This window comes from Desnuesiella massiliensis (assembly GCF_001403615.1).
Taxonomy (GTDB): Bacteria; Bacillota; Clostridia; order Clostridiales; family Clostridiaceae; genus Desnuesiella; species Desnuesiella massiliensis.
In genome coordinates this window covers 574,071-598,025 of record NZ_LN879456.1, presented here as the reverse complement: position 1 = coordinate 598,025, position 23,955 = coordinate 574,071, and the positions used below count along the sequence as shown (strand labels likewise).

The 23,955-nt window shown below is 29.0% G+C and carries 23 protein-coding genes; 3 read left to right on the top strand and 20 right to left on the bottom strand.

What is annotated here, in order from left to right:
* Positions 1–108: 108 nt before the first annotated feature.
* The 5 genes from BN2665_RS27475 to BN2665_RS27350 all read right to left on the bottom strand — a co-directional run bounded on the left by BN2665_RS27475 (position 109) and on the right by BN2665_RS27350 (position 2,311).
* A complete protein-coding gene (locus BN2665_RS27475; RefSeq protein WP_055667636.1) occupies positions 109–363 on the bottom strand; it encodes a BhlA/UviB family holin-like peptide in 255 nt (84 codons plus the stop codon).
* 159 nt (positions 364–522) lie between these two features.
* Positions 523–771 (bottom strand): hypothetical protein, encoded by a 249-nt coding sequence (locus BN2665_RS13545; RefSeq protein ID WP_242865950.1) that lies wholly within the window; start codon positions 769–771, stop codon positions 523–525.
* Positions 772–1,046: 275 nt separating this feature from the next.
* A complete protein-coding gene (locus BN2665_RS13540; protein ID WP_055667635.1) occupies positions 1,047–1,370 on the bottom strand; it encodes a hypothetical protein in 324 nt (107 codons plus the stop codon).
* Positions 1,371–1,577: 207 nt separating this feature from the next.
* On the bottom strand, positions 1,578–1,880 hold the full coding sequence (locus BN2665_RS13535) for a DUF6273 domain-containing protein (RefSeq protein ID WP_195892698.1): 303 nt from the start codon (positions 1,878–1,880) through the stop codon (positions 1,578–1,580).
* Positions 1,881–2,173: 293 nt separating this feature from the next.
* A complete protein-coding gene (locus tag BN2665_RS27350) occupies positions 2,174–2,311 on the bottom strand; it encodes a hypothetical protein (RefSeq protein WP_195892697.1) in 138 nt (45 codons plus the stop codon).
* Between the two features lie 486 nt (positions 2,312–2,797).
* On the opposite strand from BN2665_RS27350, the gene BN2665_RS13530 reads away from it, so the two are divergent.
* Positions 2,798–2,977, top strand: a complete 180-nt coding sequence (locus tag BN2665_RS13530) for a hypothetical protein (protein WP_055667634.1) — start codon at positions 2,798–2,800, stop codon at positions 2,975–2,977.
* Between the two features lie 82 nt (positions 2,978–3,059).
* Here BN2665_RS13530 and ychF read toward each other — a convergent pair whose 3' ends face one another.
* Entirely contained in the window at positions 3,060–4,157 is a 1,098-nt protein-coding gene (ychF, locus tag BN2665_RS13525; protein WP_055667633.1) for a redox-regulated ATPase YchF, read from the bottom strand.
* A gap of 195 nt (positions 4,158–4,352) precedes the next feature.
* Here ychF and speE point away from each other — a divergent pair, with 195 nt between their 5' ends.
* Positions 4,353–5,180 carry a polyamine aminopropyltransferase gene (speE, locus tag BN2665_RS13520; protein ID WP_055667632.1) on the top strand — a complete coding sequence of 276 codons (828 nt, stop codon included), beginning with the start codon at positions 4,353–4,355 and terminating at the stop codon, positions 5,178–5,180.
* A gap of 23 nt (positions 5,181–5,203) precedes the next feature.
* On the opposite strand, the gene BN2665_RS13515 is transcribed toward speE, so the two are convergent.
* Positions 5,204–6,943, bottom strand: a complete 1,740-nt coding sequence (locus BN2665_RS13515; RefSeq protein WP_055667631.1) for an Eco57I restriction-modification methylase domain-containing protein — start codon at positions 6,941–6,943, stop codon at positions 5,204–5,206.
* Positions 6,944–6,981: 38 nt separating this feature from the next.
* Here BN2665_RS13515 and pdaA point away from each other — a divergent pair, with 38 nt between their 5' ends.
* Positions 6,982–7,758 carry a delta-lactam-biosynthetic de-N-acetylase gene (pdaA, locus tag BN2665_RS13510; RefSeq protein ID WP_074042311.1) on the top strand — a complete coding sequence of 259 codons (777 nt, stop codon included), beginning with the start codon at positions 6,982–6,984 and terminating at the stop codon, positions 7,756–7,758.
* Between the two features lie 56 nt (positions 7,759–7,814).
* On the opposite strand, the gene BN2665_RS13505 is transcribed toward pdaA, so the two are convergent.
* From BN2665_RS13505 to BN2665_RS13445, 13 genes are all read right to left on the bottom strand, one after another.
* Positions 7,815–8,456, bottom strand: coding sequence for a cyclodeaminase/cyclohydrolase family protein (locus BN2665_RS13505; RefSeq protein ID WP_055667630.1), 642 nt, complete (start codon positions 8,454–8,456; stop codon positions 7,815–7,817).
* A gap of 21 nt (positions 8,457–8,477) precedes the next feature.
* On the bottom strand, positions 8,478–9,998 hold the full coding sequence (hutH, locus tag BN2665_RS13500) for a histidine ammonia-lyase (protein ID WP_055667629.1): 1,521 nt from the start codon (positions 9,996–9,998) through the stop codon (positions 8,478–8,480).
* 161 nt (positions 9,999–10,159) lie between these two features.
* Positions 10,160–11,023: a DMT family transporter gene (locus BN2665_RS13495; RefSeq protein WP_055667628.1), complete on the bottom strand. Its 864-nt coding sequence runs from the start codon at positions 11,021–11,023 to the stop codon at positions 10,160–10,162.
* A 128-nt stretch (positions 11,024–11,151) separates the two neighbouring features.
* Complete coding sequence (locus tag BN2665_RS13490) at positions 11,152–12,381, bottom strand: O-antigen ligase family protein (RefSeq protein WP_055667627.1); 1,230 nt, start codon at positions 12,379–12,381, stop codon at positions 11,152–11,154.
* A complete protein-coding gene (locus tag BN2665_RS13485) occupies positions 12,378–13,526 on the bottom strand; it encodes a glycosyltransferase (RefSeq protein ID WP_055667626.1) in 1,149 nt (382 codons plus the stop codon). Before BN2665_RS13485 ends, BN2665_RS13490 begins: the two co-directional genes overlap by 4 nt.
* 11 nt (positions 13,527–13,537) lie before the next feature.
* On the bottom strand, positions 13,538–14,812 hold the full coding sequence (locus BN2665_RS13480; RefSeq protein WP_055667625.1) for a glycosyltransferase: 1,275 nt from the start codon (positions 14,810–14,812) through the stop codon (positions 13,538–13,540).
* Between the two features lie 21 nt (positions 14,813–14,833).
* On the bottom strand, positions 14,834–16,366 hold the full coding sequence (gene murJ / locus BN2665_RS13475; protein WP_055667624.1) for a murein biosynthesis integral membrane protein MurJ: 1,533 nt from the start codon (positions 16,364–16,366) through the stop codon (positions 14,834–14,836).
* A 10-nt stretch (positions 16,367–16,376) separates the two neighbouring features.
* The gene (locus tag BN2665_RS13470; RefSeq protein WP_055667623.1) at positions 16,377–17,099 is read right to left on the bottom strand and encodes a WecB/TagA/CpsF family glycosyltransferase; all 723 of its coding nucleotides are present in this window, start codon (positions 17,097–17,099) and stop codon (positions 16,377–16,379) included.
* A gap of 10 nt (positions 17,100–17,109) precedes the next feature.
* Entirely contained in the window at positions 17,110–18,189 is a 1,080-nt protein-coding gene (locus BN2665_RS13465; protein WP_055667622.1) for a glycosyltransferase family 4 protein, read from the bottom strand.
* Positions 18,190–18,251: 62 nt separating this feature from the next.
* Positions 18,252–19,640: a sugar transferase gene (locus BN2665_RS13460; protein WP_055667621.1), complete on the bottom strand. Its 1,389-nt coding sequence runs from the start codon at positions 19,638–19,640 to the stop codon at positions 18,252–18,254.
* Between the two features lie 214 nt (positions 19,641–19,854).
* Positions 19,855–20,778, bottom strand: a complete 924-nt coding sequence (gene galU / locus BN2665_RS13455) for a UTP--glucose-1-phosphate uridylyltransferase GalU (RefSeq protein ID WP_055667620.1) — start codon at positions 20,776–20,778, stop codon at positions 19,855–19,857.
* An 85-nt stretch (positions 20,779–20,863) separates the two neighbouring features.
* On the bottom strand, positions 20,864–21,964 hold the full coding sequence (locus tag BN2665_RS13450; RefSeq protein ID WP_055667619.1) for a tetratricopeptide repeat protein: 1,101 nt from the start codon (positions 21,962–21,964) through the stop codon (positions 20,864–20,866).
* 130 nt (positions 21,965–22,094) lie between these two features.
* Positions 22,095–23,825 carry a phospho-sugar mutase gene (locus BN2665_RS13445; RefSeq protein WP_055667618.1) on the bottom strand — a complete coding sequence of 577 codons (1,731 nt, stop codon included), beginning with the start codon at positions 23,823–23,825 and terminating at the stop codon, positions 22,095–22,097.
* Positions 23,826–23,955 lie beyond the last annotated feature (130 nt).

Genomic DNA, 23,955 nt, shown 5'->3' with positions numbered 1-23,955 from the left:
AGCTAACACACAAAATACTAAAGTAAGCAATAAAGCTATTAATTTTTTAACCTATAGTAAAGATTTCAACTCTTTAAATCTATCTTCATTTTTCATAAAATCACCTTCTTATTTAAATAATTGATTTTTAATATCTTCAACATCCTTTTTTACATCTTCCACGATATTAAACTTTTGAGATAACTCTTTTATAATTTCTTGGTTTTTATCTATAGTTGTACTTAGCCTTGTTTCCCTAACCATACTCTCATCCTGAATCCTGCTTACAAGCGCTTTATAGTCAATGCCTTGCTTATAATAAAACCACGCTAATAGCCCTAATACTGGACTAATTTTTATTAATTCTAAAAATATATTTTCCATATGTCACCTACTTTCTTAACTTTGTTAATTCTAGGCAAAATAAAAAAGCCTTTTACAGCCCTCTATTTTGCCTTTAATTCTATTTTTGTTTATGTCGCATTAGGTTTAAAAGCGGCGTGAGATTGAACTTACGCCGCTTAACATGAAAAAGGTTCACAACTAAGACTTATTTTTTGACTTTGAACGTAATATCAGTGCAATTATAAAGAATATAATGCTTGGTATTAAAAATATTACTCCATGAATCAGATTGTAAACATATAACGGCGTAGAAGCGTAAGGACTTATATTAGTATAATAATCATAATGTAAATACACTAGACCTCCAAAAAAACATATCAATAATACAGCACTAATACCAAATAGAATTTTTGCAGAAATAGATTTCACCATTTCACACTCCTTCACAAATTCCTCTTTACTTATACCACATTTCCTACATAAACGTATTAACTTCCTTAAGGAATATTATACCAAACACTACACTAATATAAAATAAAGAGTTTTATGTTAAATATATTGAAGAATATGTTTCATATATGATGTAACACAAATCTATAACGAGCTTAAAACAGAATCTCAATCTTTTTGAGAATTTGGTGCTTAGTCTCAAGCTATTTAAAAACGACAATAAGAAAAAAATAAAGGCGATATAAATTACCCTCATTTAATTATAAGTAGTATCAAGTTATTTTTTTACAATACTTATATTTTGCAAACAATTGTATAACTATTAAAAATAACAATATACCTAGCAAGCTTTTATATAATTGATGAATAGACATAAATTGTTTTTGAAGCAAATAAGCAATTCCAACGGAACATAGACCAGTTACAATATATTCGATTTTACTTGCTATTAAGTAAGATTTTTTATTAATGACTTCGAAGCCTTTAAGTATCGCTCTTTTTGAGGTAAAGTATTTTTTTTCATTGATCGTTATTCCGTAAACAATAAAAAATATACCAATAAGATAAAATATTGAATATATAATTATAACTCTCAAATACATCTCCCCTTTCTTTAATAGAATAACATTTTAATTTATTAATTTTAAGAATATAAATTCTTAAATATTCTTAATTATTAATTAAATCTTATTGAGTATTTTCTTTCAAAAGCGACGAAACTTTTTACATTACGTCACTTAATAACAACCTTACGTCTTCTCCAACACAAGTCTAACTTATTAGCCATAATTCAAATTATAGTTTCAGCCACAAAGCAGGACGAACACCGCCTTTATTGTCGCCTGAAGGGTGAAAAAGGCTGATGTTACATCTGAAGATATTGTTGCCGGAATTATTCTTGATTTGTCAGTTGCGGTGAATTTACCATAAAATTCACCGTTAAGATATTTTCTCAACTCACAGTCTGCCCATGTTGTGTCTTTATAAATATTATGGTAGGCGCGTTGCTCCACTATATCTTCGGTTATAATCAAAGCCGTGTTGTTTTGTATGTCAAGTATGCACCATTCGTATCTGTCAAATACTATTTTATCTCCTACTTGCATTTTTACATCCCTGTAGCGTTATATTTTCTCGGAATCTCTAAGCCTTAATTTATCTGGCTTCCTGATTCCTTTTTCACTAAAATCCCCCACTTTTCCGCAGCAAATTTTGACAATTACACCCTTGTAACTATATTCCATAATAGTTCGAAAAATCCTTCAATATTTAAACTATACTGTTATTGTTTAGTAAGTTTGGTTTCCTTTATACTTTAAATCAAGTCCATACTAACTCACGATATAATCATACTCTTCCTGAGTTATTTGATTATTAGCCAACATTTCATCTAATTTTTCTAAGCTGTAATTAAATCCATTCTTCCTTGTTCACTTAAATAAGCATCTACGCCATCTTTTAAGGTTGGTCGTTTAGCCATTACCTCCTCATACGTAAATCTGCCATCAATTATTCTTTGTGCTAAGTATTCTGCCATATTTACATACCTCGCATTAGTAATTCATCAATTACACCTTGCATAAGCTTTTGTGTTTTTAACAAATCTTCATTTTCCTTTTTTAATAAATTAAGTCTTTCATCATAAGACAAAGGTGCATCTATAATCTTATAAGTCAATGTTTTCTGTGGTAATACAACTTGATATTCTATTTCTTTTCCATAAGGTATTACAGGTGCATATAGAATGTTAAAAATAATATAAAATCCAGTTATATCAATGGCTTAGAAGGGTATAAATTTTTACACGAACTTCAAAACTGTGTTGCCGTGCTAAGACCACGACGGGTGGGTTCGATTCCCACATACTCCCGCCAATTATAGTGAAATCAATGCTTTGAGTCGTTATATCATATATAACCCTCAAAGCATTTTTTATTTTCTACATCAGAATTTATTTTTTTATATTGCAAATACTATAAAAGCAAACAATGAATAATTAGTGCTATGATAAGGAGAGATAAATATGAATAAACAAAAAAATAATATGTTAAACAACCTTAATAATGCTAAAGTTAATTCTGATGTACTAAATAATACTATTAAAGATGAATACAATAATGAACTTGAGTCGCTAAAAAAGTCTGAGGCTCAAAAGGCTAATTCCTATGATGAAGAAAACTTAGAAGATGGAGAAGACTTTTAAGCTAAGAACATAAAAAAGCTTTAAGAAGGCAAATTGCCTTCTTAAAGCTTTTTAAGCAATATGTTTTTAACAATTATATTGACTACACATTAAATCTAAAGTTAACTACGTCTCCGTCTTTCATTTCATATTCTTTTCCTTCTAACCTGTAATAACCTTTTTCTTTTGCAACAGACTCAGAGCCGCATTCTACTAACTTGTCATAGGATATTATTTCCGCACGTATAAAGCCTCTTTCTATGTCTGTATGTATTTTCCCAGCAGCTTGAGGGGCCTTTGTTCCTCTTACTATGGTCCAAGCTCTTACTTCTTGCTCTCCAGCTGTTAAGAAACTCATAAGGCCTAGCAGCTTATAGCTAGAGGTTACTAATTTATCTAAGCCAGTTTCTTGCAGACCATACTCTGCTAACATTTCTTTCTTTTCTTCATCTTCTAAGGTAGATAATTCTTCTTCAAGCTTAGCACAGATAACTATAACCTCTGAATCTTCCTTAGCAGCATACTCTTTTACCTTTTTAACATATTGATTTTCTAGATTACCTTCCATAAGCTCTTGTTCTGAAATATTTGCTGCATAAAGTACAGATTTAGAAGTTATTAAAAAGAACCCTTTTATAATTTCATTTTCTTCCTCGGTAACCTCTAGAGTTCTTACTGGATTTCCAGCTTCTAAATGAGCTTTAATTCTTTCCATAAGCGCATACTCTTCTTTAGCTTTCTTGTCTCCAGATCTTACAAGCTTTAATGCCTTTTCCATTCTTCTTTCTAATACTTCTAAATCTGAAAAAATCAGCTCAAGATTTATAGTTTCTATATCTCTTATTGGATCTACAGAACCTTCTACGTGAACTACATTTCCATCTTCAAAACATCTAACTACGTGCACTATAGCTGCCACTTCCCTTATATGGGATAAAAACTTGTTTCCAAGGCCTTCACCTTTACTAGCGCCTTTTACTAAACCTGCTATATCATAAAATTCAATAGCAGTATAAACTTTTTTTCTTGAATTATATATTTTCTCTAATACATCTAATCTTTTATCTGGAACGCTAACCACCCCTACATTTGGTTCTATAGTACAAAAGGGATAATTAGCTGATTCTGCACCAGCTTTTGTTATAGCATTAAATAATGTGCTCTTACCCACATTAGGCAATCCAACTATTCCTAATTTCATTTAAGTACATTCCTTTCTAACTTTAGTTTTTACATCTTCTAAATTATACTCTAGGAACTAGTTAATTTCAAGAATTTAAGCACAATACTATAATTTTATAATCCTATTGCCCTAACTGGAATTCATTGTTATAATGATATTTGTATATTTTTTAGCTTATTTAGTATATAAAATAACATAGAGGAGGTATGTATTATGGAAATGTGGATTAAGGAATCCCAAATTAATGATGCTGCCATGACTTATATGGTAAAAGAAACTTTAGTTAGAAGAAAAACTGAATATCAGGATCTAGCAATTGTAGACACCTATGCTTTGGGCAGAATGCTTTTATTAGACGGAATCGTTCAAACTACTGAAAAGGACGAATATGTTTATCATGAAATGATAACTCATATAGCTTTAAACACTCACCCAAATCCTAAGAAAGTTTTAGTTGTAGGTGGTGGTGACGGAGGAGCCATAAGAGAAATATTAAAGCACCCATCAGTAGAAAAAGCTGTGCTTTGCGAAATTGATGGAGCTGTTATAGAGGAATGTAAAAAGTTTCTTCCTCAAATAAGTTGTGCTTTAGAGGATCCAAGATGTGAAATATTCATAGGTGACGGAATAAAATATGTTCATGAGCATAAAAACGAATTTGATATAATAATTGTAGACTCCACGGACCCTTTTGGAGCAGCTGAAGGATTATTTGGTGGAAGCTTTTATAAAGAAATATCAGAATGCTTAACAGAGGATGGAATTTTTGTTGCGCAAACTGAAACACCTTTCTATCTGCCAGAAGTAGTTAAAAAGGTATTTGACGATGCCAACGCTGTTTTCCCCGTTACAAAATTATTTATGGCTGCAATTCCTACTTATCCAAGCGGATATTGGAGTTTTACCATAGGTTCAAAAAAACACGATCCTGAAAATGCAAACCTAGAAAACAGTCTAGAACTGAACACTAAATACTATACAAAAAAATTACATAAGGCAAGCTTCGTTTTACCTAAGTTTGTTGAAGATTTATTAAAGTAGTGTAAGCCTCGCGTTTTGCGAGGCTACTTTATTTTACTACTAATAATATTCAATTCTTCCTCAGTAAAATCAAAATATTGGTAAATAATTTCTTCTGAGTTAAAGGAATTTATAACATTAAATTCAGGTATACTTGCTTCCATTATTTTATTTGGATAGTATTCATATATATCCTCACCTAGTTTTTTTAGAATACACTTTAGGTAAAACTCGTAAATATCACAATTAAGCAACCTTACTAGTTTTTCATAATCGTAATGTTCATTCTTTAATATTATTGCATATACGTCTGCACTAAAATAATTCCCTTTATCTATAGCAAATCTATTATGTTTAGACTTATAAGGAAAGATTATTTTTTCCCTATTAAATATTTCACTTTTTCTTCCCCACTGCAATCTGTACCATGGCCTAATGCCCTTCTTACATTCCCTTCTATTTTCTAATTTTTCCTTAAAGGCTATAACATGTGTTAAAAAAACTGGGTATTCTTCTAAATTTATAATATCATCACTATATATTAATAACTTAGTATTTCCCTTAACTCTTCCCTTTTCTATATCAGTACTTTTTATCCAAGGCTTCAGTAAATCTTTTTCTATTAAAATATTATGTATATTACTCTTATCCAATATGAATGCCTTATCACAGCCGGTTATTATACCTTGACAGCTATAGGAAATATCTATTAACTTATTAGAACACTTTCTTTCAATCTTTTCTATAATAGCCTTCTCTTTTTCATGAGCTAAAATCCATATGCTATCCTTTAACTCTTTCTGATTTATATAATAATAGCTACATTTCTCCCTAATTATTAAATCATTTGCTTCTTCAACATTTTTAAATCTACATACTTTAATAAAATTTTCTTTTATATCCTCCACCCTTTTCTGAAGAAATATAATGCAAGGGTCTACTCCGATATTTTTAAAAGGTCTTATACCATAAAAGTCAATAAGCATCATAATATTAAACTTAGAATTTATATAATTTCTAAGATTCATAGCGCTTTGTGCCTCTATGAAGTATCTGCTCGTTATAAAAGAAACCTTACAATTCTTTTTACCAATCTCATAAGCTCTTTTAAAAAAACAATAATATATATCGCCTTTATTATTATAAACTTCATCAAAATTTTGTTTTAATAAATATACGTATTCTTTATTAACCATTTTATGTCCGACATAAGGAGGATTTCCAATAATAATATCAAAATCAGCATTTATAAAATCTGCTAAGAAATCCTTAAACTCTAAATTTAATTTTAGATTTAAAGGCTCCTCTATAAACATATCTATATTTAGAATTTTCAAGGCAAATTCATCTATATCAAAACCATATATATTATTTTGAAGTATGTGGCAGCCTATATTTGAAATATCTAAGCTCAAATTATGATTTTCGTTAATAATATCTAAATTATTTATATATATGGTTTTTAAATGTTTATAGCAGGGAATTAATATATTTCCACAGCCACAAGATGGATCTAAAATTTTCATAAAAGGATTTTGTATCACATCTTCTTGAGTTATGGATTCTTTAATTATCAAATTAGCTAAACTTAGCGGAGTATAGACAACTCCCTTTTCTTTTTTATTTTTTAAAGATCTATAGTAATAATCTCCAAAAGAACCTTTTCCATCAATGTTTAGCTCTTTTTTATATTCATTTATTTTAGATAATATGTGAATAATATCATTAGAGCAATGTATTAAATTATATAAATCCTGAATTACAAAATTAAAGTCCCTATTCATTGCATTTCTCCATTTCATTAATGTTAAGAGGTGATTTTATGAACAAATTTATTTCAGTACTATGTGCTGCTCTAATAAGCTTTAATGTGGCATCTTTAAGCAAAATAGATTTAAATTCAAACTATTCTTCCAAGGAATTAAACTGGTACTTTAATCCTAGAAATGATGGATTACCTCCTGAAGGTGCTAAAGATGGAATACATTTATTACAAAAGTTTGATTCTTATTATTTAGGTGATACCTCAAAAAAAATTCTTTATTTAACCTTTGATGAGGGATATGAAAATGGTTATACTAATAAAATACTTGATACCTTAAAAAAATACAATATTAAGGCAGCCTTTTTTGTAGTAAAACCTTATATAAAAGCAAATCCGGAAATTATTAAGCGAATGCATACTGAAGGTCATTTAGTTTGTAATCATAGTGCTAATCATCCTTCTATGGCATCTATTAAGGATTTTAGTAAATTCAAAACGGAGTTAACAGAGGTTGAAGAAGAATATAAAAAAATTACTGGTTCAGAAATGCCTAAATATTTTCGTCCACCTATGGGAAAATACAGTGAACTTTCTTTAAACTATACAAAAGAATTAAACTATAAAACTATATTCTGGAGTTTTGCTTATAAGGATTGGGAAGTCACTAAACAACCAGAGTTAGAAAAAGCAAAAAAGATTATATTAAATAGAACTCATAATGGTGCAATAGTTTTGCTTCATGCAGTTTCAAAAACCAATGCAGAAATCTTAGAAGATTTGATTAAGAGTTGGGTGAGTAACGGATATGAAATTAGGCCTTTAAGTGATTTATAAGGTAGTATAATAATAAAAGTAGCTATAAAGCTACTTTTATTATTATAATTACAGTATTATCCCTGAATTTTCTTTTCAACACTATCTAATATTCTGTTTCTTCTATTTAGCCCACTCTTAATCACTTCTTCACATTCTTTTGTAAGTAAGCTTCTGAAATTATCATCTTTTAAGCTAGTTAAGTTAATTTTTACATTCAAGACTGCACTTTCTATAGCCGTTTGCAATAACAATGCTGCAACTCCTGCATCAGACACCGCATTGACATTTCCTAGCTTTACAGCATGCTCAATATGATCATATAATTCAATAGATTTTAAATATAAACTTCTTGGAACTTCTAAAGCCAGTTTATAAGATTCTTCAATTTTATTTTTTCTATAGTTCTTTTCTTCTTCTGTATCCTTAGGAAGCTTATAGGCAGCCATAACTTCCATAAAAGCTTCAGTATCTTTTTCAATGTAGTCTAAAAACACATCCTTTAAACCATTGCTTTTCTCTAAGCTTGAATTAATAATTTCTTTTTCTCCATCACTATATTCATTATATACTTTCTTTCCTACAGTAAGATTAAAAACCATACTGTTTAGTGCTGCTGATAAGGCAGCAGATAAGGCGGCAACGCTTCCGCCACCTGGTGCAGGTGAATTTGAAGATAGCTCATTTATAAACTCTTTTATGGTCAATTCATTTAACATAGTATTTCCTCCCTAAATTTTCTATATTGTTATTTTAATCTTATTTTCAACCATCTCTACTAATTTCCCATTCAGAAGTAACTCTTCACATTTATCTAATTCCTTATACATTATAACATCTTCGTTAATGAAATTGATATGATCTCTTACACATTTATAAGCTTCCTGTGTTCCAATACCTAATTTAAATCCTTCTCTAAAGTCTATAGCTTGGCAAGCAGCTAGTATTTCAGTGGCTAGGACTCTCCTTACATTTTTTAGTATGCTAGCACTTTTTCTTGCAGCAATAGTTCCCATGCTTACATGGTCCTCTTGATTAGCTGAAGAAGGAATAGAATCCACAGAAGCTGGATGAGATAGCACTTTGTTCTCAGAAACCAAAGCTGCTGCTGCATATTGCGTAATCATAAATCCTGAGTTCAATCCTCCATTTTTAACCAAAAAAGCTGGTAAATCATTTAATTGATAATTTATTAATCTTTCTAATCTTCTTTCAGATATATTTCCAATTTCGGATAACGCTATAGATAGGAAATCGAAGCTTAAAGCCATAGGTTGACCATGGAAATTACCTCCTGAAATTACGTCCCCTTCTTCTGTAACAATAGGATTATCAGTTACAGAATTCATCTCAATATTTACTTTGCTCAATATGTAATTTATAGCATCCTTACTTGCACCATGAACTTGAGGAACGCATCTCAAAGTATAGGCATCTTGAACTCTCAATTCACCTTGTCTAGTTATAAAAGTGCTTTTATCTATTAGGTTCAATATATTTTCAGCAGTGTTGATTTGTCCTAAATGAGGTCTTATTTTATGTATCCTTAAGTCGTAAGCATCCTTTATTCCTCTTAACGCCTCAAGGGTTAATGCCGCTGCTATATCACTAATTTTCAGTATATTAATTGCATCATAAAGATTTAAGGCACCAACAGCTGTCATTACTTGAGTACCATTTATTAGAGCTAAACCTTCTTTGTAAGTAAGCTCTACAATTTTAATTCCAGCCTTATCCATGGCCTCTTTTCCACTCATAAGCACTCCATTATATTCAGCCTCTCCCTCACCAAGCATAGGTAAAACCATATGAGAAAGAGGAGCTAAATCTCCTGAGGCACCTAAAGATCCCTTTTCAGGTATAGAAGGATGTACCCCTTTATTAATCATAGCAATAAGAGTATTAAGAGTATTTTCACTTATGCCTGAAAATCCCTTACATAAAGCATTTACTCTTAAAACCATTATTGCTCTTACTACATCCCTTGGCAACAGATCTCCAAAGCCACAAGCATGAGATATTATAAGGTTTTTTTGAAGTACTTTACAATCATTATTTGATATAGATACATCAGAAAACTTTCCGAATCCAGTGGTAACACCATATACCACTTTATTATCCTTTACTATTTTCTCTATTATGCTTCTAGATTTATTTATTCTTTCCCTAGCATCCTCTGTAATATCTACTTCATAATTTTCTCTGCATATTTTCACCAAATCCTCTAAAGACAAATTATCTCCATTTAACAAAATCTTCATTCTTACGCCCCCTAATAATTATTAGGCATCTCTACTATATATTTTGAAACTGCCTCATACAGATAATATTCTTTTAAAATCTATAAATTCCTTCTATTTATGCAGTATTGAATTTTCTGAATTTATTTTATTATTTAACATTTTACCGTAGTAACGCTATATTATTTCCTTAGACATATAACTATAGCCGATAATACTATAAACAAAGATCCTATAATAATATAAAAATTAAAGGACTCTCCTAGCATTACTATACCTAAAATCATTCCTACTATAGGCTCAAGATTCCCTAGTATTGCTGACTGAGTAGGCCCTATTATCTTAACCCCTTCCATAAAAGCCGTCAATGCTATTATAGTTGATATAAATGATAATAATAATACAGATACAAGGCTATTAAAGTTTAAACTAAAGCTTAATTGATTTTTATATATACATATAGTGAACATTGAAATAGCAGCTATTATAGAAATATAAAAGGTTAACACATAGCTATTTATGTTTTTTAATATTTTATTTGAGGCACCTATTACATATAAAGAGTAAAACACTGCTGCTGCAAAAGCTAATTGCATACCTTTAATACTTATACTGTAATATTTCTCACCCACTAAAAGATAAATGCCCATTATAGATAATATCAATGAAAGAATTATATTAATATTTATTTTTTCTTTATATATTATTAAAGATAATAAAGTTACTATAACAGGATATAAATGCAATATCATTCCTGATAGTCCTATTGGGATATAGTTATATGAACTGAAAAGAGTAATAGCTGTAGAAGTATATCCTAATAGTCCAATTATAAAAATATATATAATTTCTTTTAATTTTAATTTCACCTTAATTTTTTTATTCCAAATATAATATGTCAAGAATATTGCAGCAAATAAAAATCTTAGGAAAAGCAAATTATAGGAATTAAGCCCATTTCTATAGGATACCTTTGCTAAAAGAGGCATAACCCCAAAACAAATGGTAGAAAGTAATATATACAATATACCTTTTAAATTTTTCAATTAATTCCCTCCTAAACATTTACATACAAATTAATTATAAAAAATAAAGCATAGAGTTACAATCTCTACGCCTTATTTTTTCTTTAGTTAATGTTTCAATCTACTCTCTAAGATATATAATTCTCTAATTAAATATGTCTATAGGGTGATTCAGTAATTTGAAGAATAAAGGATAGCATAGACCAAAATGTAAAAGATATAAAGCTTACTATATAAATTAAATTTGCTTCAAACATGTTTATAGCTATTAAAGATATTAAAAGCGAAAAGCTTAATATAATGACATTAATATTGGAGCTACCATAATTATTCATGATATATTTATGAATAAACAAGATTATAAATAATAAAAATAAGATAAAAATTATACTGCTTATCAATCCATTAGCTACAGATATCTGTATAAATATATTATGCATACCTCCACCTTCTACCCCCATAAGTGGTGCTTTAGAGGCTTTTATAACACTATCTGCCACATTTGCATTACCTACTCCAAAATACATATTTTCCTTAATTACTTTAATAGCTGTTTTCCATATGGCATAACGTCCATTAAGGTATAGTGATAATTTACCTGTATTATATAGCTTATACCAAGTAAATACAGAGGATGTAAATAGCATTAATATGGCTGTGGCCTTAATAAAACTATTTTTAATATTTAATATGATAAGAACTACAATAAATATGAGCATTGCTAATACGGCACTATTAGCTCTTGCCTTATATAGTATAAATATTTGCAAACAAATATTTAAAAAATATATATATTTATCACGGTTAAATCCATTAGCTAGAACCACTATAGATAGTATTATTGAAATAAAAGCCATAATACCTAGGGTATTTTCATTATTATATATTCCTGAAAATAGTTTGCCAGATATGCCGTAGGAATTAGATCCTATAGTAATTTTTGTATTAAAAAATAGCATCATTACGCTGATGATTCCCCCTATAAAAGATAGAAACACCATGATCTTACTTAGATTAATAATATTATTTATACTTTCCTTAATTGATGCCCTTTCTTCTAAACTAAATAAAGCAAAAAACTCTATAATAGCTACTAAAAATATTTTTATATTTTCTACTTTGCCAGTATTAAATACTATAGAAAGCAAAAATACTATTAGAAATAGAATTAAAAACATATGGTATCTTGTATAGTTTTTAAATTTATAAAGAATTATATCCCTCAAAATGATATAAATTGACCATAATATCATAATTTTACTGGTAATAGAATTAATTAATTTCACTTCTCCTAGTATGGTGACAAAGGAGATGCTTACTAATATATATATGACTTTATATAAAAATCTGTTATTTATAAAATTTAATACTTTTCTCATAATATCTCCTCATATACATTATTTATTTTATCTACTATATTTCTAGGCGAATACTCTTTTAGGCATTGTTCTCTAATATGTTTTTTGTCATATTTATGGTAATTTTCTTTAATATATATCATGGCATCACTTAAATGATGAATATTACCTATTTCCGTTAAGAGTCCATTAAAAGGTTTAATAATATCCTCAGCTCCGCCATTTTTTGTACCAACAATTGGCTTTCCTGCAGCTAAAGCTTCTATATAAACAACTCCGAAGGTTTCGCTTTCAGAAGCAAGTACAAAGCAATCACACTTATTCATATATTCTGCAACCTTTTCTCTAGACAAAGCCCCTAAAAGTTCAATTTTATCTTGCAAATCTAAGCTAATTATTAGATTTCTTAGATATTCTATCTCACTTCCAGTACCTCCTATGAATAATTTCATATTTTGCTCTTTATTTAGCGCCTTCCCAAAAGCTTTTATTAAAGTATCCATACCCTTACCTGGCTCTAAAAAAGCAAGAGAAAAGAAAACAAATTCAGAAGAAGAGTTAGTACTAGAATTGGCATCTAAAAATTTATCCAAATTAACCATATTGGGTATTACTTTTATACGATTATTACTAGTATAATTCTTTAATTCTTCCTTAAGAGAATTTCCCACTGCAATTATACAATCTGCCTTATTATAAGCATAAGAAATATGAGGAACATAACTATACTTCATATACCTGCTATGCTTCAAGGAACTATGTTCTGTTAGCACCAAAGGAATATTATATTTTTCACTAATATATGCGGCACTAATTCCTCCCCAAAAGGCTGAATGAGCGTGAATTAGATCAGGTTTACCTTCCTTATTTATAATATGTTTTAAAAGTTTCTCCATTCGTCTATTAAAAATCCTAAACATTAATGGATTCTTGGGTAGGTAATTATAATTTTTATATCTATAGGTATTAAGACCTTCTTCAATATTAAAGCTTATACCTTTTTTTTCATGTATCTTCCCTATTAATGTTAAAGGCCAGATTTCGTTATAGGCTATGGTTATTTTATGTCCAAATTTTTGTAAGGCTAAGGCTTGTTCTTTAAAAAAACTTCCTAGCACAGGATTTCTTGGATTAGAATACCAAGAGGGGATTACTAATATATGCATATTTATTCCTCCTAGCCTTTAAGGATATTATTTAGTTTCACTGCAATATTTGACCACTCGTAATCTTCAATGGCCTTGCAACTATCCTTATCTTCTAATTTTTTAATAGCATACTCCAAATTATTATATATGTCAATTTTATTATTGTTAGTCACAATACATTTAGAGTTATTATTAACCAAATTTAATATAGGATCTTTTTCGTCCCCTAAAATAGCGAAAATATAGGCTTCTGAACCAAAATAATCATATATTTTTGCTGGAATTTGATTAGAATTTTTATTTCCTAATAAGATTAAGAGTTCTGAATTCAACACATATTTTAAGGCTTCTTCATAAGGTATCCTTCCTGACACTCGAACGCAATCATGATTTTTTAATCTTTCTAAAGCTTCTAGGTCATCTATATTGCCAAAAAATAATATATTGAGATTAAGATAAAGTTCTTTATTTTTTTCTTTGATAATATCTAAAGTTTCAATAAAAGGTACTATATTTCTTAATCTTGAGAAAATTTCTCCAGCATAAACTATATTTATTTTTTCTTTATTAATTAAACTGGGCAAGGTTTCATTTTTTAATTTTGAGTATAATTTTTTATCGTAACCCCTATTAATTAAAAAAGTTTTTTCTCTAGGTATATTATATTTATGTATATAATCATTTCTATTTGCTTCTGTTACAAATACAAAGCTATCACAGTTATCTACAATGGACTTTTCTAAAGAATTTTCGAAATTCCTTCTTAAAAGACTATAATTTTTTCTGCTGGCATCCTCTATCCAAGGGTCACTCCAATAAGTTATCCATTTGGCACCCTTAAAGTAATTTTTAAATTTGTAAGCGGCTAAATGGCTAGAGGGAGGTTCATGCATTGAAAAGACTACATCAAAGTCATCTTGTTTAAAAGTGCTTTTTACATACTTATAACTTTTAAAAATCCAGAAAACATAGGCGTCGGGAATGGCTACTATATTCTTAATTTTCTTTAAAAATTTCATCATCCTACCTTTGCTGCTTTTAGAAACCTTATGTTCAGAGCTTTTTTTCTTTGGCATAACCAAATTAAATATCCATCCCCCATCCACTATATGAAGTTTAACCTTAGAACTTAGCAATTTAATAACATCTTCATCATAATAAATAGAGCTCTTTGGAAAATCTACAGTTATAACATGTACTTCATTATCCTCAATGTCTGAAAGCTTATTTAAATACCAAAGAGTTTCGATAGCAGCAGAGTTATTTATTAGTGGTGAATAGCAGGCTACAAACAGTATCTTCATTTTTTATTTTTCTCCTTGAATCTACTTTTTTATTTTTTTCTTAATCATTAGTATCAGTTCATTAAACTCTTCTAGTTTAGTTATATAAAAAACCAATAAATACACCATAACTGAAAACATACTAACTAAAGAAAGATAAATAAAATTATTAGTATAATTTACAAATATATTATTGATTAAAAGCAAAAATGCAGTCATAAAAACTATGGCTATAAAAACATGCTTTAAACAATTAATCATACGATGGAGGTTAATTTTATATATGCTTATATAAATGCTATAAGTCAATCCTATGCATATAAAAATTGATGCTATAGAGGTAGCGAGGGCTACTCCTGATAATCCCATAACTTTTGATAGTAATATACTTAAAAACACATTTATAATAACACCTATAATCCCATTAATAGTAGTGGTTTTAGTCTTTTGAATAGAGAAAAGTGCTGCATTTAAAAGATCTCTAACTGCATAAAAAGGCAATGCTATTGAATAAAATAACATGGTTGAAGCAGTCATCATAACTGCTATATCGTTAAATTCTCCTCTTTTAAACAAAATTATTGTTATAGGTTTGCTGAAAACCATTAATAAAATTGTAAAAGGAGCCATTAACATTATTAAATATATTATAGACTTAATTAAATAGGTATTAAAGGTGGTAAAGTCCTTTTCACTATATTTCTTAGATAAAAATGGGTACATCACCGTTACTATGGAAGTTGATATAGCTGAGTTTAAGAAAAGTATTATTCTTGATGAATAGTTTAAAGCCGATATGCTTCCTTGCTCAAAGCCAGAAGCTATAGCCTTGTCTATAATTAGGTTAATTTGATTTACACCAGCTCCTATAACTACAGGAATTATTAAATATAGTATCTTAATAATTCTTCTATCCTTAATTCTGAAATAGAAGGGATGAAATTTATAATTATGCTTTAATAATGAGGGAATCTGAACTAGCACCCTTAATAAATTTCCTATGGTAGTTGCTATAGTTAACCCAATAATATCATAGTTCTTAAAAATAAAAATATAGGCAATTATAGGAAGATTGAAAAAAATTCCGAGCAGTGAAGGAACTATAAAATCATCCATGACTTGAAGAAATGCTGTATAACAAGCGTTTAAGGTCATGAATAAAATATTAATTAGACTAATTCTTGTAAGCAGCACTGTTAACTCCAGAGTTTCCTTATTAAAATTAGGAGCTATAATCTTTATCAAACTTGATGTAAACACCATTCCAATAATAAAAACAAACAAGGAGATAATGGAGAGAATATTATTTATATTATTGGAAAATAAGAACATCTCCTTCTTGCCTTCTTTAGTATAAATCTCACTTAAAATTGGAATAAATGTAGTAGATATGGCTAATCCTATTATACCAAAAACAATTTCAGGTAATGCTACAGCCACATTATAAGCGTCTGTTTGATAATTAGCACCAAAAGCCGAAGCTACTAAGATATCTCTCAAAAAACCTAATACTCTGCTAAAAAGCGAAATTACCATCAATATAGAAATTGATTTTACAATCTTCTTTTGACTCATTTTTCCTCCATTATCTTTGCCTTTTATTATGCTTTAGAGCTAATAATATAAATTTAGGAATAACATTTAACCTTTTAATTCTCCAGGGTTCCTTAGAAACCCTATATAGCCATTCTAATCCTAGAGTAATCATCCATTTTGGTGCACGATTAACGCTGCCGGCTATGACATCAAAGCTTCCTCCTACCCCCATAAATACTTTACATTTCAATCTATCCATATAGTTAATTATAAATTTTTCTTGTCTGGGACATCCCATGGCCACGAATAAAACCTGTGCTTCTGAACTATTAATTTTTTCAATTAATTCATCGCAATTATTTATATCAAAATATCCATCATTAAAACCTGCAATAGATAGGGTAGGATAATGTTCTTCCAAATTTTCAATACATTTTTCTACTATGTTTTTCTTTGCTCCTAAAAGAAAAATGCTCTTTCCTTCTTCACTGCAGGTTTTGATTATTTCCTGCATCACCTCTATACCAGCTATTTTTTCTTTAACCGGTGTCCTTAGGAGCTTGGATACCAATATTACTCCAACCCCATCTGGAATTATAATAGATTCTTCTGCTTTAAAGTCAGCATTAAGATCTTCATTGTAATATCCATTAAAAAGCACTTCAGGATTTCCTGATATTATATGAGTTTTTCCACTCCTTCTAAATATCTCATTTATAAGTAAACCCTTTGTATCTGAAAAAATATTAAAATCTAATATACTTATGCTCATAAACATGCTCCTAACTATATAAGTTCTTTGTTTCTTTTATCATAGTATCAATTGAATACTTTTCCTTGCAACTTATATATGCTAACTCAGCCTTATGGTTTAAGGCTTCAACATCTTTTACTGCAGTTATCATTGCCTTTTTTAAAGCCTTTACATCTCCTTTATCTATGAGTATTCCCAATTTACCATTTTCTAAAATATTAGGAACTGCCCCTACCTTAGTAGCTATTATAGGCACTTTATTTTTTATGGCTTCTAATATTACAAAAGGAAAGCCTTCCTTTATCGAAGATAATATAAAACAATCAAAGCCTTTCATAAGTTCCATACCATTGCTTCGATATCCCATAAATTTTATATTATTATTATCTTTTGATAGTTCTTCCATATCAGCCCTTAAGATTCCATCACCTATAAGCAATAATCTCCCATTATAGCCTTCTTGGATAAATTCATTAAAGGCTTCGATAAGATATCTATGACCCTTTGTTTCATAGAAGTTTGCCACAAGACCAAAAGTAAAAATATCATTCTTAATTTTATTAGAGTCACTACCATTAAAATCTATGCCATTAGGTATATATACTAAATCATCCTTAGGCCTCATACCCATATTTTTAGCTATGGTTACGTCATTAGAATCTACACATATTAAGTGATTTGTTTTTTTAGCCTCATATTTCTCTAAAAACTTATATATACTTTTTTTTAGCGTACTCATAGGTTCATTAAATACAAAGCCATGAGCGGTATATATAATATTCTTAATTTTAGCTTTGTGAGCTGCTTCCCTAGCTAATATTCCCGCTTTAGAGCTATGACAATGTACTATATCATAATTATTATTCTTAAATTCTTTAAACAAAAACTTATATGCCCTTAAATCCTCTTTAGGATTAATTTCTCTAACCATAGACTCTACACTTATATGCTTTATTCCTAGATTTTTAAGCTCATCTATAAAAGCCCCACCTGGTGCAGAATATACAGTAATTTCATACTGGTTTTTTAAATACTCACATAAAAGAAGAATACTCTTTTGAGCACCTCCCATTTCTGACTGGGTTATTACATAAGCAAGTCTCTTCATCTTCTTTACCTCCTTCTAAACTTAGTAATAAAACAAGATATTAAGCTAGCTTAATATCTTATCTAATCCTTATCTATTACAATTTCAGCATTCTCTTTTTCAATTAGTTCATTTAGATTTTGTTCATCCTTTAAGCCAGCAGAGCTTTCTTTCATAAACATAATTTTAATAGTCTGAAGAATGAGCTTTAAATCCATTAATATAGAATAATTTTTTATATAAATTATATCATATCTAACCTTGTCTTCAGGAGTTGTACTATACTTACCTAAAACCTGCGCCAACCCTGTAAGACCTGCCTTAACTATAGTTCTATATTTATAATCAGGTATTTCTTGCTTAAATTTTTCTACGAAAAATGGACGTTCAGGCCTAGGTCCAACAACACTCATATCTCCACTGAGTATATTGAAGAATTGAGGTAACTCATCCATTCTAGTAGCACGCATTATTTTCCCCAGCTTAGTTATTCTAGGGTCATCTTCTCCTGCCAGAACAGGTCCTGTTAGCTTCTCAGCATTCATTACCATAGTTCTAAATTTAAGAACATTAAAGGTTCTTTCCTCCTCTGTAACTCTCTCTTGTTTGTAAAAAATGGTTCCGCCATCTTTTATTTTTATTGCTAAAGCACAAAATATCATAATAGGACTAGTCAAAATAATTCCTATTAATGAGATCACAATATCGATAATTCTTTTGAAAAATCTCTGTTCAAAGGTAAGGCCCAACTTTTGAACTTTAAACATAGGTATATCATCTGCTCTATTTAATTTTGAATTTAAGATAGCAATCTCATAGATATCTGGAATTATATAAATACTCTTCCTATCACTTAAACATCTATCTACTATTTCAGATTTTATATTATGCTCTACATCGCTGCATATAAAAACCACTTCTACATTGTCTAAATATCTATTTAAATCATTAGCTTTACCATTGCATATATACCTAATATTATACAGATCCTTTTGCTTTATTAATATCTTCTTGGTTAAATCCTCTAAAGACTTTTCTCCTACAATTAAGGCATCTTTAATACCATGAGCTCTTCTCTTCACTTTCCAGACTATAATTCTCCATAAACATAGAAATAAAAATTGTACAAAGGAGCTAATTATCAGTACACTTCTTGGATAAGCAAAACCTCTGGCAAAAAAGGTTATAAAGGCCGTAGTAACAAATAGAGAAAGAATTGTGAGGGTAATAGAATAAATAATTTCTCCTAGACCTTTTTTTAAAATATCATTCAATCCATATACGTACATAAAAATTAAATAGGCAATAGCTATAAAAGGAATCACATCAAAAAATGGTTCCAAATTAAACGCTGGAGGTTGAAAATCAAATTTTAACATAAAAGATAGATAAACAGATAACAATATTATTATAACATCAATAAAATATGTTCCAATTTTAAATATTTCCGTAACAAAGGATTTGTTTTTCATATTAGCACCTCTATTAAGTTCTAGTTTTCCTTAGATTATTGTACACTCTAAATTTTTCTAAGTCAATTTATTTATTCCTTTATTCCTTGTATATGGCGATAAAAATAAAGCGCACTGATAGCTTAAAATCAGTGCGTTTCTGTAAAGTTAACATTTGTTATTTTCATAACACTGGATAACTCACCCAATTCTATATTCAGTATATAGATAAATTCTATTCTATAGAATTTTTATTTTGCGATGATACTAATTCATATAATTCTCTAAACTCATCTTTATATTTTATGGTAAGTAAGTATTTAATAAAGCTTTCTTTTAAGTCTTCTCTTTTAAGAGCAAACTCAATACTTGCTTCTAAGAATCCTTGTTTATCACCTACATCATATCTTCGTCCCTCAAAATTGTATGCATACATGGCCTCATTGGTTATTAATTGTTTTAAAGCATCTGTAAGCTGTATTTCTCCACCTTTTCCTGGTTTAGTATTATCAAGAATATCAAAAATCTGTGGAGTAATAATGTATCTTCCCAATATTGCTACATTTGATGGTGCTTCTTCAACTTTTGGCTTTTCGACTAAATCCTTTACCTTATATATTCTATCTTCAATATGTATACCCTTAACAATGCCATATTTTGAAACATCCTTTAATGGCACCTCTTGGACACCTAAAATAGTGGTTTTAAATTCATTAAAACACTCTATTAACTGTTTTAAACAAGGAACCTTGCTATCGACTACATCATCCCCAAGCATTACGGCAAAAGGTTCATTACCAACAAAAGTTCTTGCACAGGCAATAGCATGCCCTAATCCTCTTGGTTCCTTTTGCCTAATGTAGTGTATGTTCGCCATATTAGAGATGTCCTTTACTAGTTGTAAAAGCTCATCCTTACCTGTATTTTCCAATTCCTGTTCCAGTTCAACAGATTTATCAAAGTGATCTTCAATAGCTCTTTTATTTCTTCCGGTTATTATTAAAATTTCCTCTATTCCCGAAGCAACAGCTTCCTCTATTATATATTGAATTGTAGGTTTATCTACTATAGGCAGCATCTCCTTGGGCTGTGCTTTAGTAGCAGGCAGAAATCTAGTTCCTAGGCCTGCTGCAGGAATTATAGCCTTTTTAACCTTCATTTTATTATCCTCCTTTAAGTGCACTATTTTTTCTAGATTTATAAAATCTATTTATATTTTTATTCATTTATAATAAAAATATCTATTATTCTTTTAATATTTTTTCTAACTGTAAAACTATCTCATCCTCTGCATCAATGCTTTTAGCTATTTTTAGATAAGACATAGCTTCCTCTCTATGATTTAACTCTAGATGGCACATGATTATATTTGTGCATATTTCAACAGTTTTTATAGCCTCAAAAGCTTTTTTAAAGTAGTTTAGAGCCCTATTAAAATCTCTAATACAAGCATGGTTTAAACCTAACTCATTAAATACTTCTACGTAATTACTTTCTATAGACAAGGATTCATTTAAATAATAAATGGCTTTTTCATGATTTCCTATTATTCTATATGCTATAGCAATATAATAATACAAAAGAGGATCTTCTTCCTCTTCTTCTAGTAATTTTAGAAATAATTTTAAGGCTTCTATAGGTTTATCATATAATATTTCTTTTGCTTTATTATAATCTACCTTAAATAATAACTTATTTTTAAGCTCTAATATAAGTTTATCCTCTTTGCCGCCTTTTTCAAAATATAAGTTTAAATTTATTAAAGATAATTCAAATTCATTGTTATCAAAATATATAGAAGATAGATACAAATAAGGTAGAGCATAATTTCTCATTTGAATTAATTTTTGAATATAATCTAACTCTTCTTCTTCATAGAATCTATTCTTTTTTCTCAAGGAATCACATATGCAAACTATTTTTTCTAACGCTTCTTCGTCTCCTTGTATCTGCACTAAAACCTTCATTAATATATAGGCTTCCTCTAAATTATTATTCTTTATATTTTCTGCTATTTTACTTTTCAAAAATACAATACCATTTTTGCTTTCTTCAAGTAACTTTTTATATAAATTATTATATTTAAATTCCTCATTTAAACTAATACAGTAGAACATAGCATAAAATATCTCACTAAAAGGTATATTATTAAAATCCTTAGTTTTACTAATTTTATTTGTTATAAATTTTGTATCAATAGGCAAAAACAATTCCTGTTTATTATCATTTAAATGTTTTATAAAACTTGAATCAGGTTTTAATACTGAAGTTAAAATACTTATATCTTTAATTTCAATAAAAATAATGTTCTTTAATTTTTCACTTAAGTCTATTTTAACGCTCATTAACACACCTCTATCATTGATTTTCTTTTGCCCGTTCAGAGAAAATCTATCCACTGCTAAATAGGTGGATAGATTCCAATATTATATTACAATGAAATCTAAGTTTTTGCAAATAAGCACTAAAATAATATTAATAATTAAATGCTTCCTCTATTAATTCCATTACGCTATTTTTAAACATACTTATCTTATTTTCTGAATCCTTTAAACTAATTCCCCTTACCGCAAGGTATATCTTCATTTTAGGCTCAGTACCAGAAGGTCTTACTACAAACCATGAATTATCCTCTAGCACAAATTTTAACACATTAGATTTTGGCAATTCTATAATCTTTTCTTCAATATTTATTAGATCTTTCTCTATACTTGTTTTATAATCTAGTTTTTTAATTATATTTACTCCATTTATAGAAGGTTTCATAGAATGTCTCAAATACTCAATACACTTTGATATTTTTTCTTGGCCTTCTTTACCTTTTAGTTCAAAGGAAAGCAGCTCTTCTTTAAAATATCCATATCTTTCATAAATATCTACCAAAGCTTCATTTAGAGATTTACCTAAAGACTTATAATATAGTGTCATCTCACATATCAGGCTAGCTGCAATTACAGCATCTTTATCTCTTACAAAGGTTCCTGCAAGGTATCCAAAGCTTTCTTCAAAACCAAAAATATAGGACTTTTCCTTAGTTTCCTCGAATTCTTTTATTTTTTCTCCAATATATTTAAAGCCAGTTAATACATCTAATACTTCTATATTAAAATCTTTTGCAATATTTCTAACTGAATCCGTAGTAACGATGGTTTTTATTATCGTTCCATTTTGGGGCATCTTATTCATCTCTTCTAGTGAACTCAAAATATAATGAGTAAGCAGCATACCAGTTTGGTTGCCAGTTAAAACCTTATATTCTCCTTTTGAATCCTTAACTACCACACCAATCCTATCACAGTCAGGATCTGTACCAAATATTATATCTGCTTTAATTTTTTCTGCTTCTTTTAATGCAATTTTAAATACTTCTGGCTCTTCTGGGTTTGGATAAGGAGCTGTAGGAAAGTTACCATCTGGCATTTCTTGTTCTTTAATTACAAAAACATTTTTATAACCTTGTTCCTTTAAAACTCTTCTAACAGGAATGTTTCCAGAGCCATGAATTGGTGTATAAATAATGTTTAGTTCTTCTGCCTTTTCATTAATTAAATCTTTTCTTATAGATAAATCTTTTACTCTATTAATATATTCTTTATCAACATCTTCCCCTATATAGCATAGTAGCTTTCTATTTATTGCTTCTTCCTCAGTGATATTTTTTATATCAGAAAAATCTTGAATTTCATTTATATTGCTCAAAATTTCTTTTGCTTTATTATCAGTTACTTGTCCACCATCTTCTCCATATACTTTATATCCATTATACTGTTTTGGATTATGAGATGCAGTAATAACTATTCCTGCACTACATTTTAAGTGCCTTACAGCAAAGGATAGCATTGGAGTGGGTCTTAAGCTTTCAAATAAATAAACTTTAATGTTGTTTGCACAGAGATTTAAAGCTGCAGCTTTAGCAAATTCTTCTGACATATTTCTTGAATCATAAGCTATAGCAATGGAAGGTGAAGTAAAATTTTTATTTAAAAAGTCAGCAAATCCCTGAGTAACTTTACCTACGGTATAAATGTTCATTCTATTACTTCCAGCCCCAATTATACCTCTTAAGCCACCAGTACCGAATTCTAAGTCTCTATAAAATCTATCTTCTATATCTTTTTCATCTTTTAAACTTCTAAGCTCTTGTTTTGTTTGTTCATCAATTAATTCTGCTTCTAACCAATGTCTCAATTTTTCGCTATAAGTCATAGTTCATTCCTCCTAGTAAAGTTCTAATAAAAATATTATACTATAAAAATCCTGGAAAAAATACTTATATTTTATAGCCTACAAATATTTCCATCACTCTTTTTGTATTTTATTACAAAAAATATATAAA

Excerpts from the sequence above, each read along its gene's own strand:
- BN2665_RS27475 (WP_055667636.1), bottom strand. The coding sequence starts at position 363 with ATGGAAAATATATTTTTAGAATTAATAAAAATTAGTCCAGTATTAGGG.
- BN2665_RS13535 (WP_195892698.1), bottom strand. The coding sequence starts at position 1,880 with ATGCAAGTAGGAGATAAAATAGTATTTGACAGATACGAATGGTGCATA.
- BN2665_RS27350 (WP_195892697.1), bottom strand. The coding sequence starts at position 2,311 with ATGGCAGAATACTTAGCACAAAGAATAATTGATGGCAGATTTACGTAT.
- BN2665_RS13530 (WP_055667634.1), top strand. The coding sequence starts at position 2,798 with ATGAATAAACAAAAAAATAATATGTTAAACAACCTTAATAATGCTAAA.
- ychF (WP_055667633.1), bottom strand. The coding sequence starts at position 4,157 with ATGAAATTAGGAATAGTTGGATTGCCTAATGTGGGTAAGAGCACATTA.
- speE (WP_055667632.1), top strand. The coding sequence starts at position 4,353 with ATGGAAATGTGGATTAAGGAATCCCAAATTAATGATGCTGCCATGACT.
- BN2665_RS13515 (WP_055667631.1), bottom strand. The coding sequence starts at position 6,943 with ATGAATAGGGACTTTAATTTTGTAATTCAGGATTTATATAATTTAATA.
- pdaA (WP_074042311.1), top strand. The coding sequence starts at position 6,982 with ATGAACAAATTTATTTCAGTACTATGTGCTGCTCTAATAAGCTTTAAT.
- BN2665_RS13505 (WP_055667630.1), bottom strand. The coding sequence starts at position 8,456 with ATGTTAAATGAATTGACCATAAAAGAGTTTATAAATGAGCTATCTTCA.
- hutH (WP_055667629.1), bottom strand. The coding sequence starts at position 9,998 with ATGAAGATTTTGTTAAATGGAGATAATTTGTCTTTAGAGGATTTGGTG.
- BN2665_RS13490 (WP_055667627.1), bottom strand. The coding sequence starts at position 12,381 with ATGAGAAAAGTATTAAATTTTATAAATAACAGATTTTTATATAAAGTC.
- BN2665_RS13485 (WP_055667626.1), bottom strand. The coding sequence starts at position 13,526 with ATGCATATATTAGTAATCCCCTCTTGGTATTCTAATCCAAGAAATCCT.
- BN2665_RS13480 (WP_055667625.1), bottom strand. The coding sequence starts at position 14,812 with ATGAAGATACTGTTTGTAGCCTGCTATTCACCACTAATAAATAACTCT.
- murJ (WP_055667624.1), bottom strand. The coding sequence starts at position 16,366 with ATGAGTCAAAAGAAGATTGTAAAATCAATTTCTATATTGATGGTAATT.
- BN2665_RS13470 (WP_055667623.1), bottom strand. The coding sequence starts at position 17,099 with ATGAGCATAAGTATATTAGATTTTAATATTTTTTCAGATACAAAGGGT.
- BN2665_RS13465 (WP_055667622.1), bottom strand. The coding sequence starts at position 18,189 with ATGAAGAGACTTGCTTATGTAATAACCCAGTCAGAAATGGGAGGTGCT.
- BN2665_RS13460 (WP_055667621.1), bottom strand. The coding sequence starts at position 19,640 with ATGAAAAACAAATCCTTTGTTACGGAAATATTTAAAATTGGAACATAT.
- galU (WP_055667620.1), bottom strand. The coding sequence starts at position 20,778 with ATGAAGGTTAAAAAGGCTATAATTCCTGCAGCAGGCCTAGGAACTAGA.
- BN2665_RS13450 (WP_055667619.1), bottom strand. The coding sequence starts at position 21,964 with ATGAGCGTTAAAATAGACTTAAGTGAAAAATTAAAGAACATTATTTTT.
- BN2665_RS13445 (WP_055667618.1), bottom strand. The coding sequence starts at position 23,825 with ATGACTTATAGCGAAAAATTGAGACATTGGTTAGAAGCAGAATTAATT.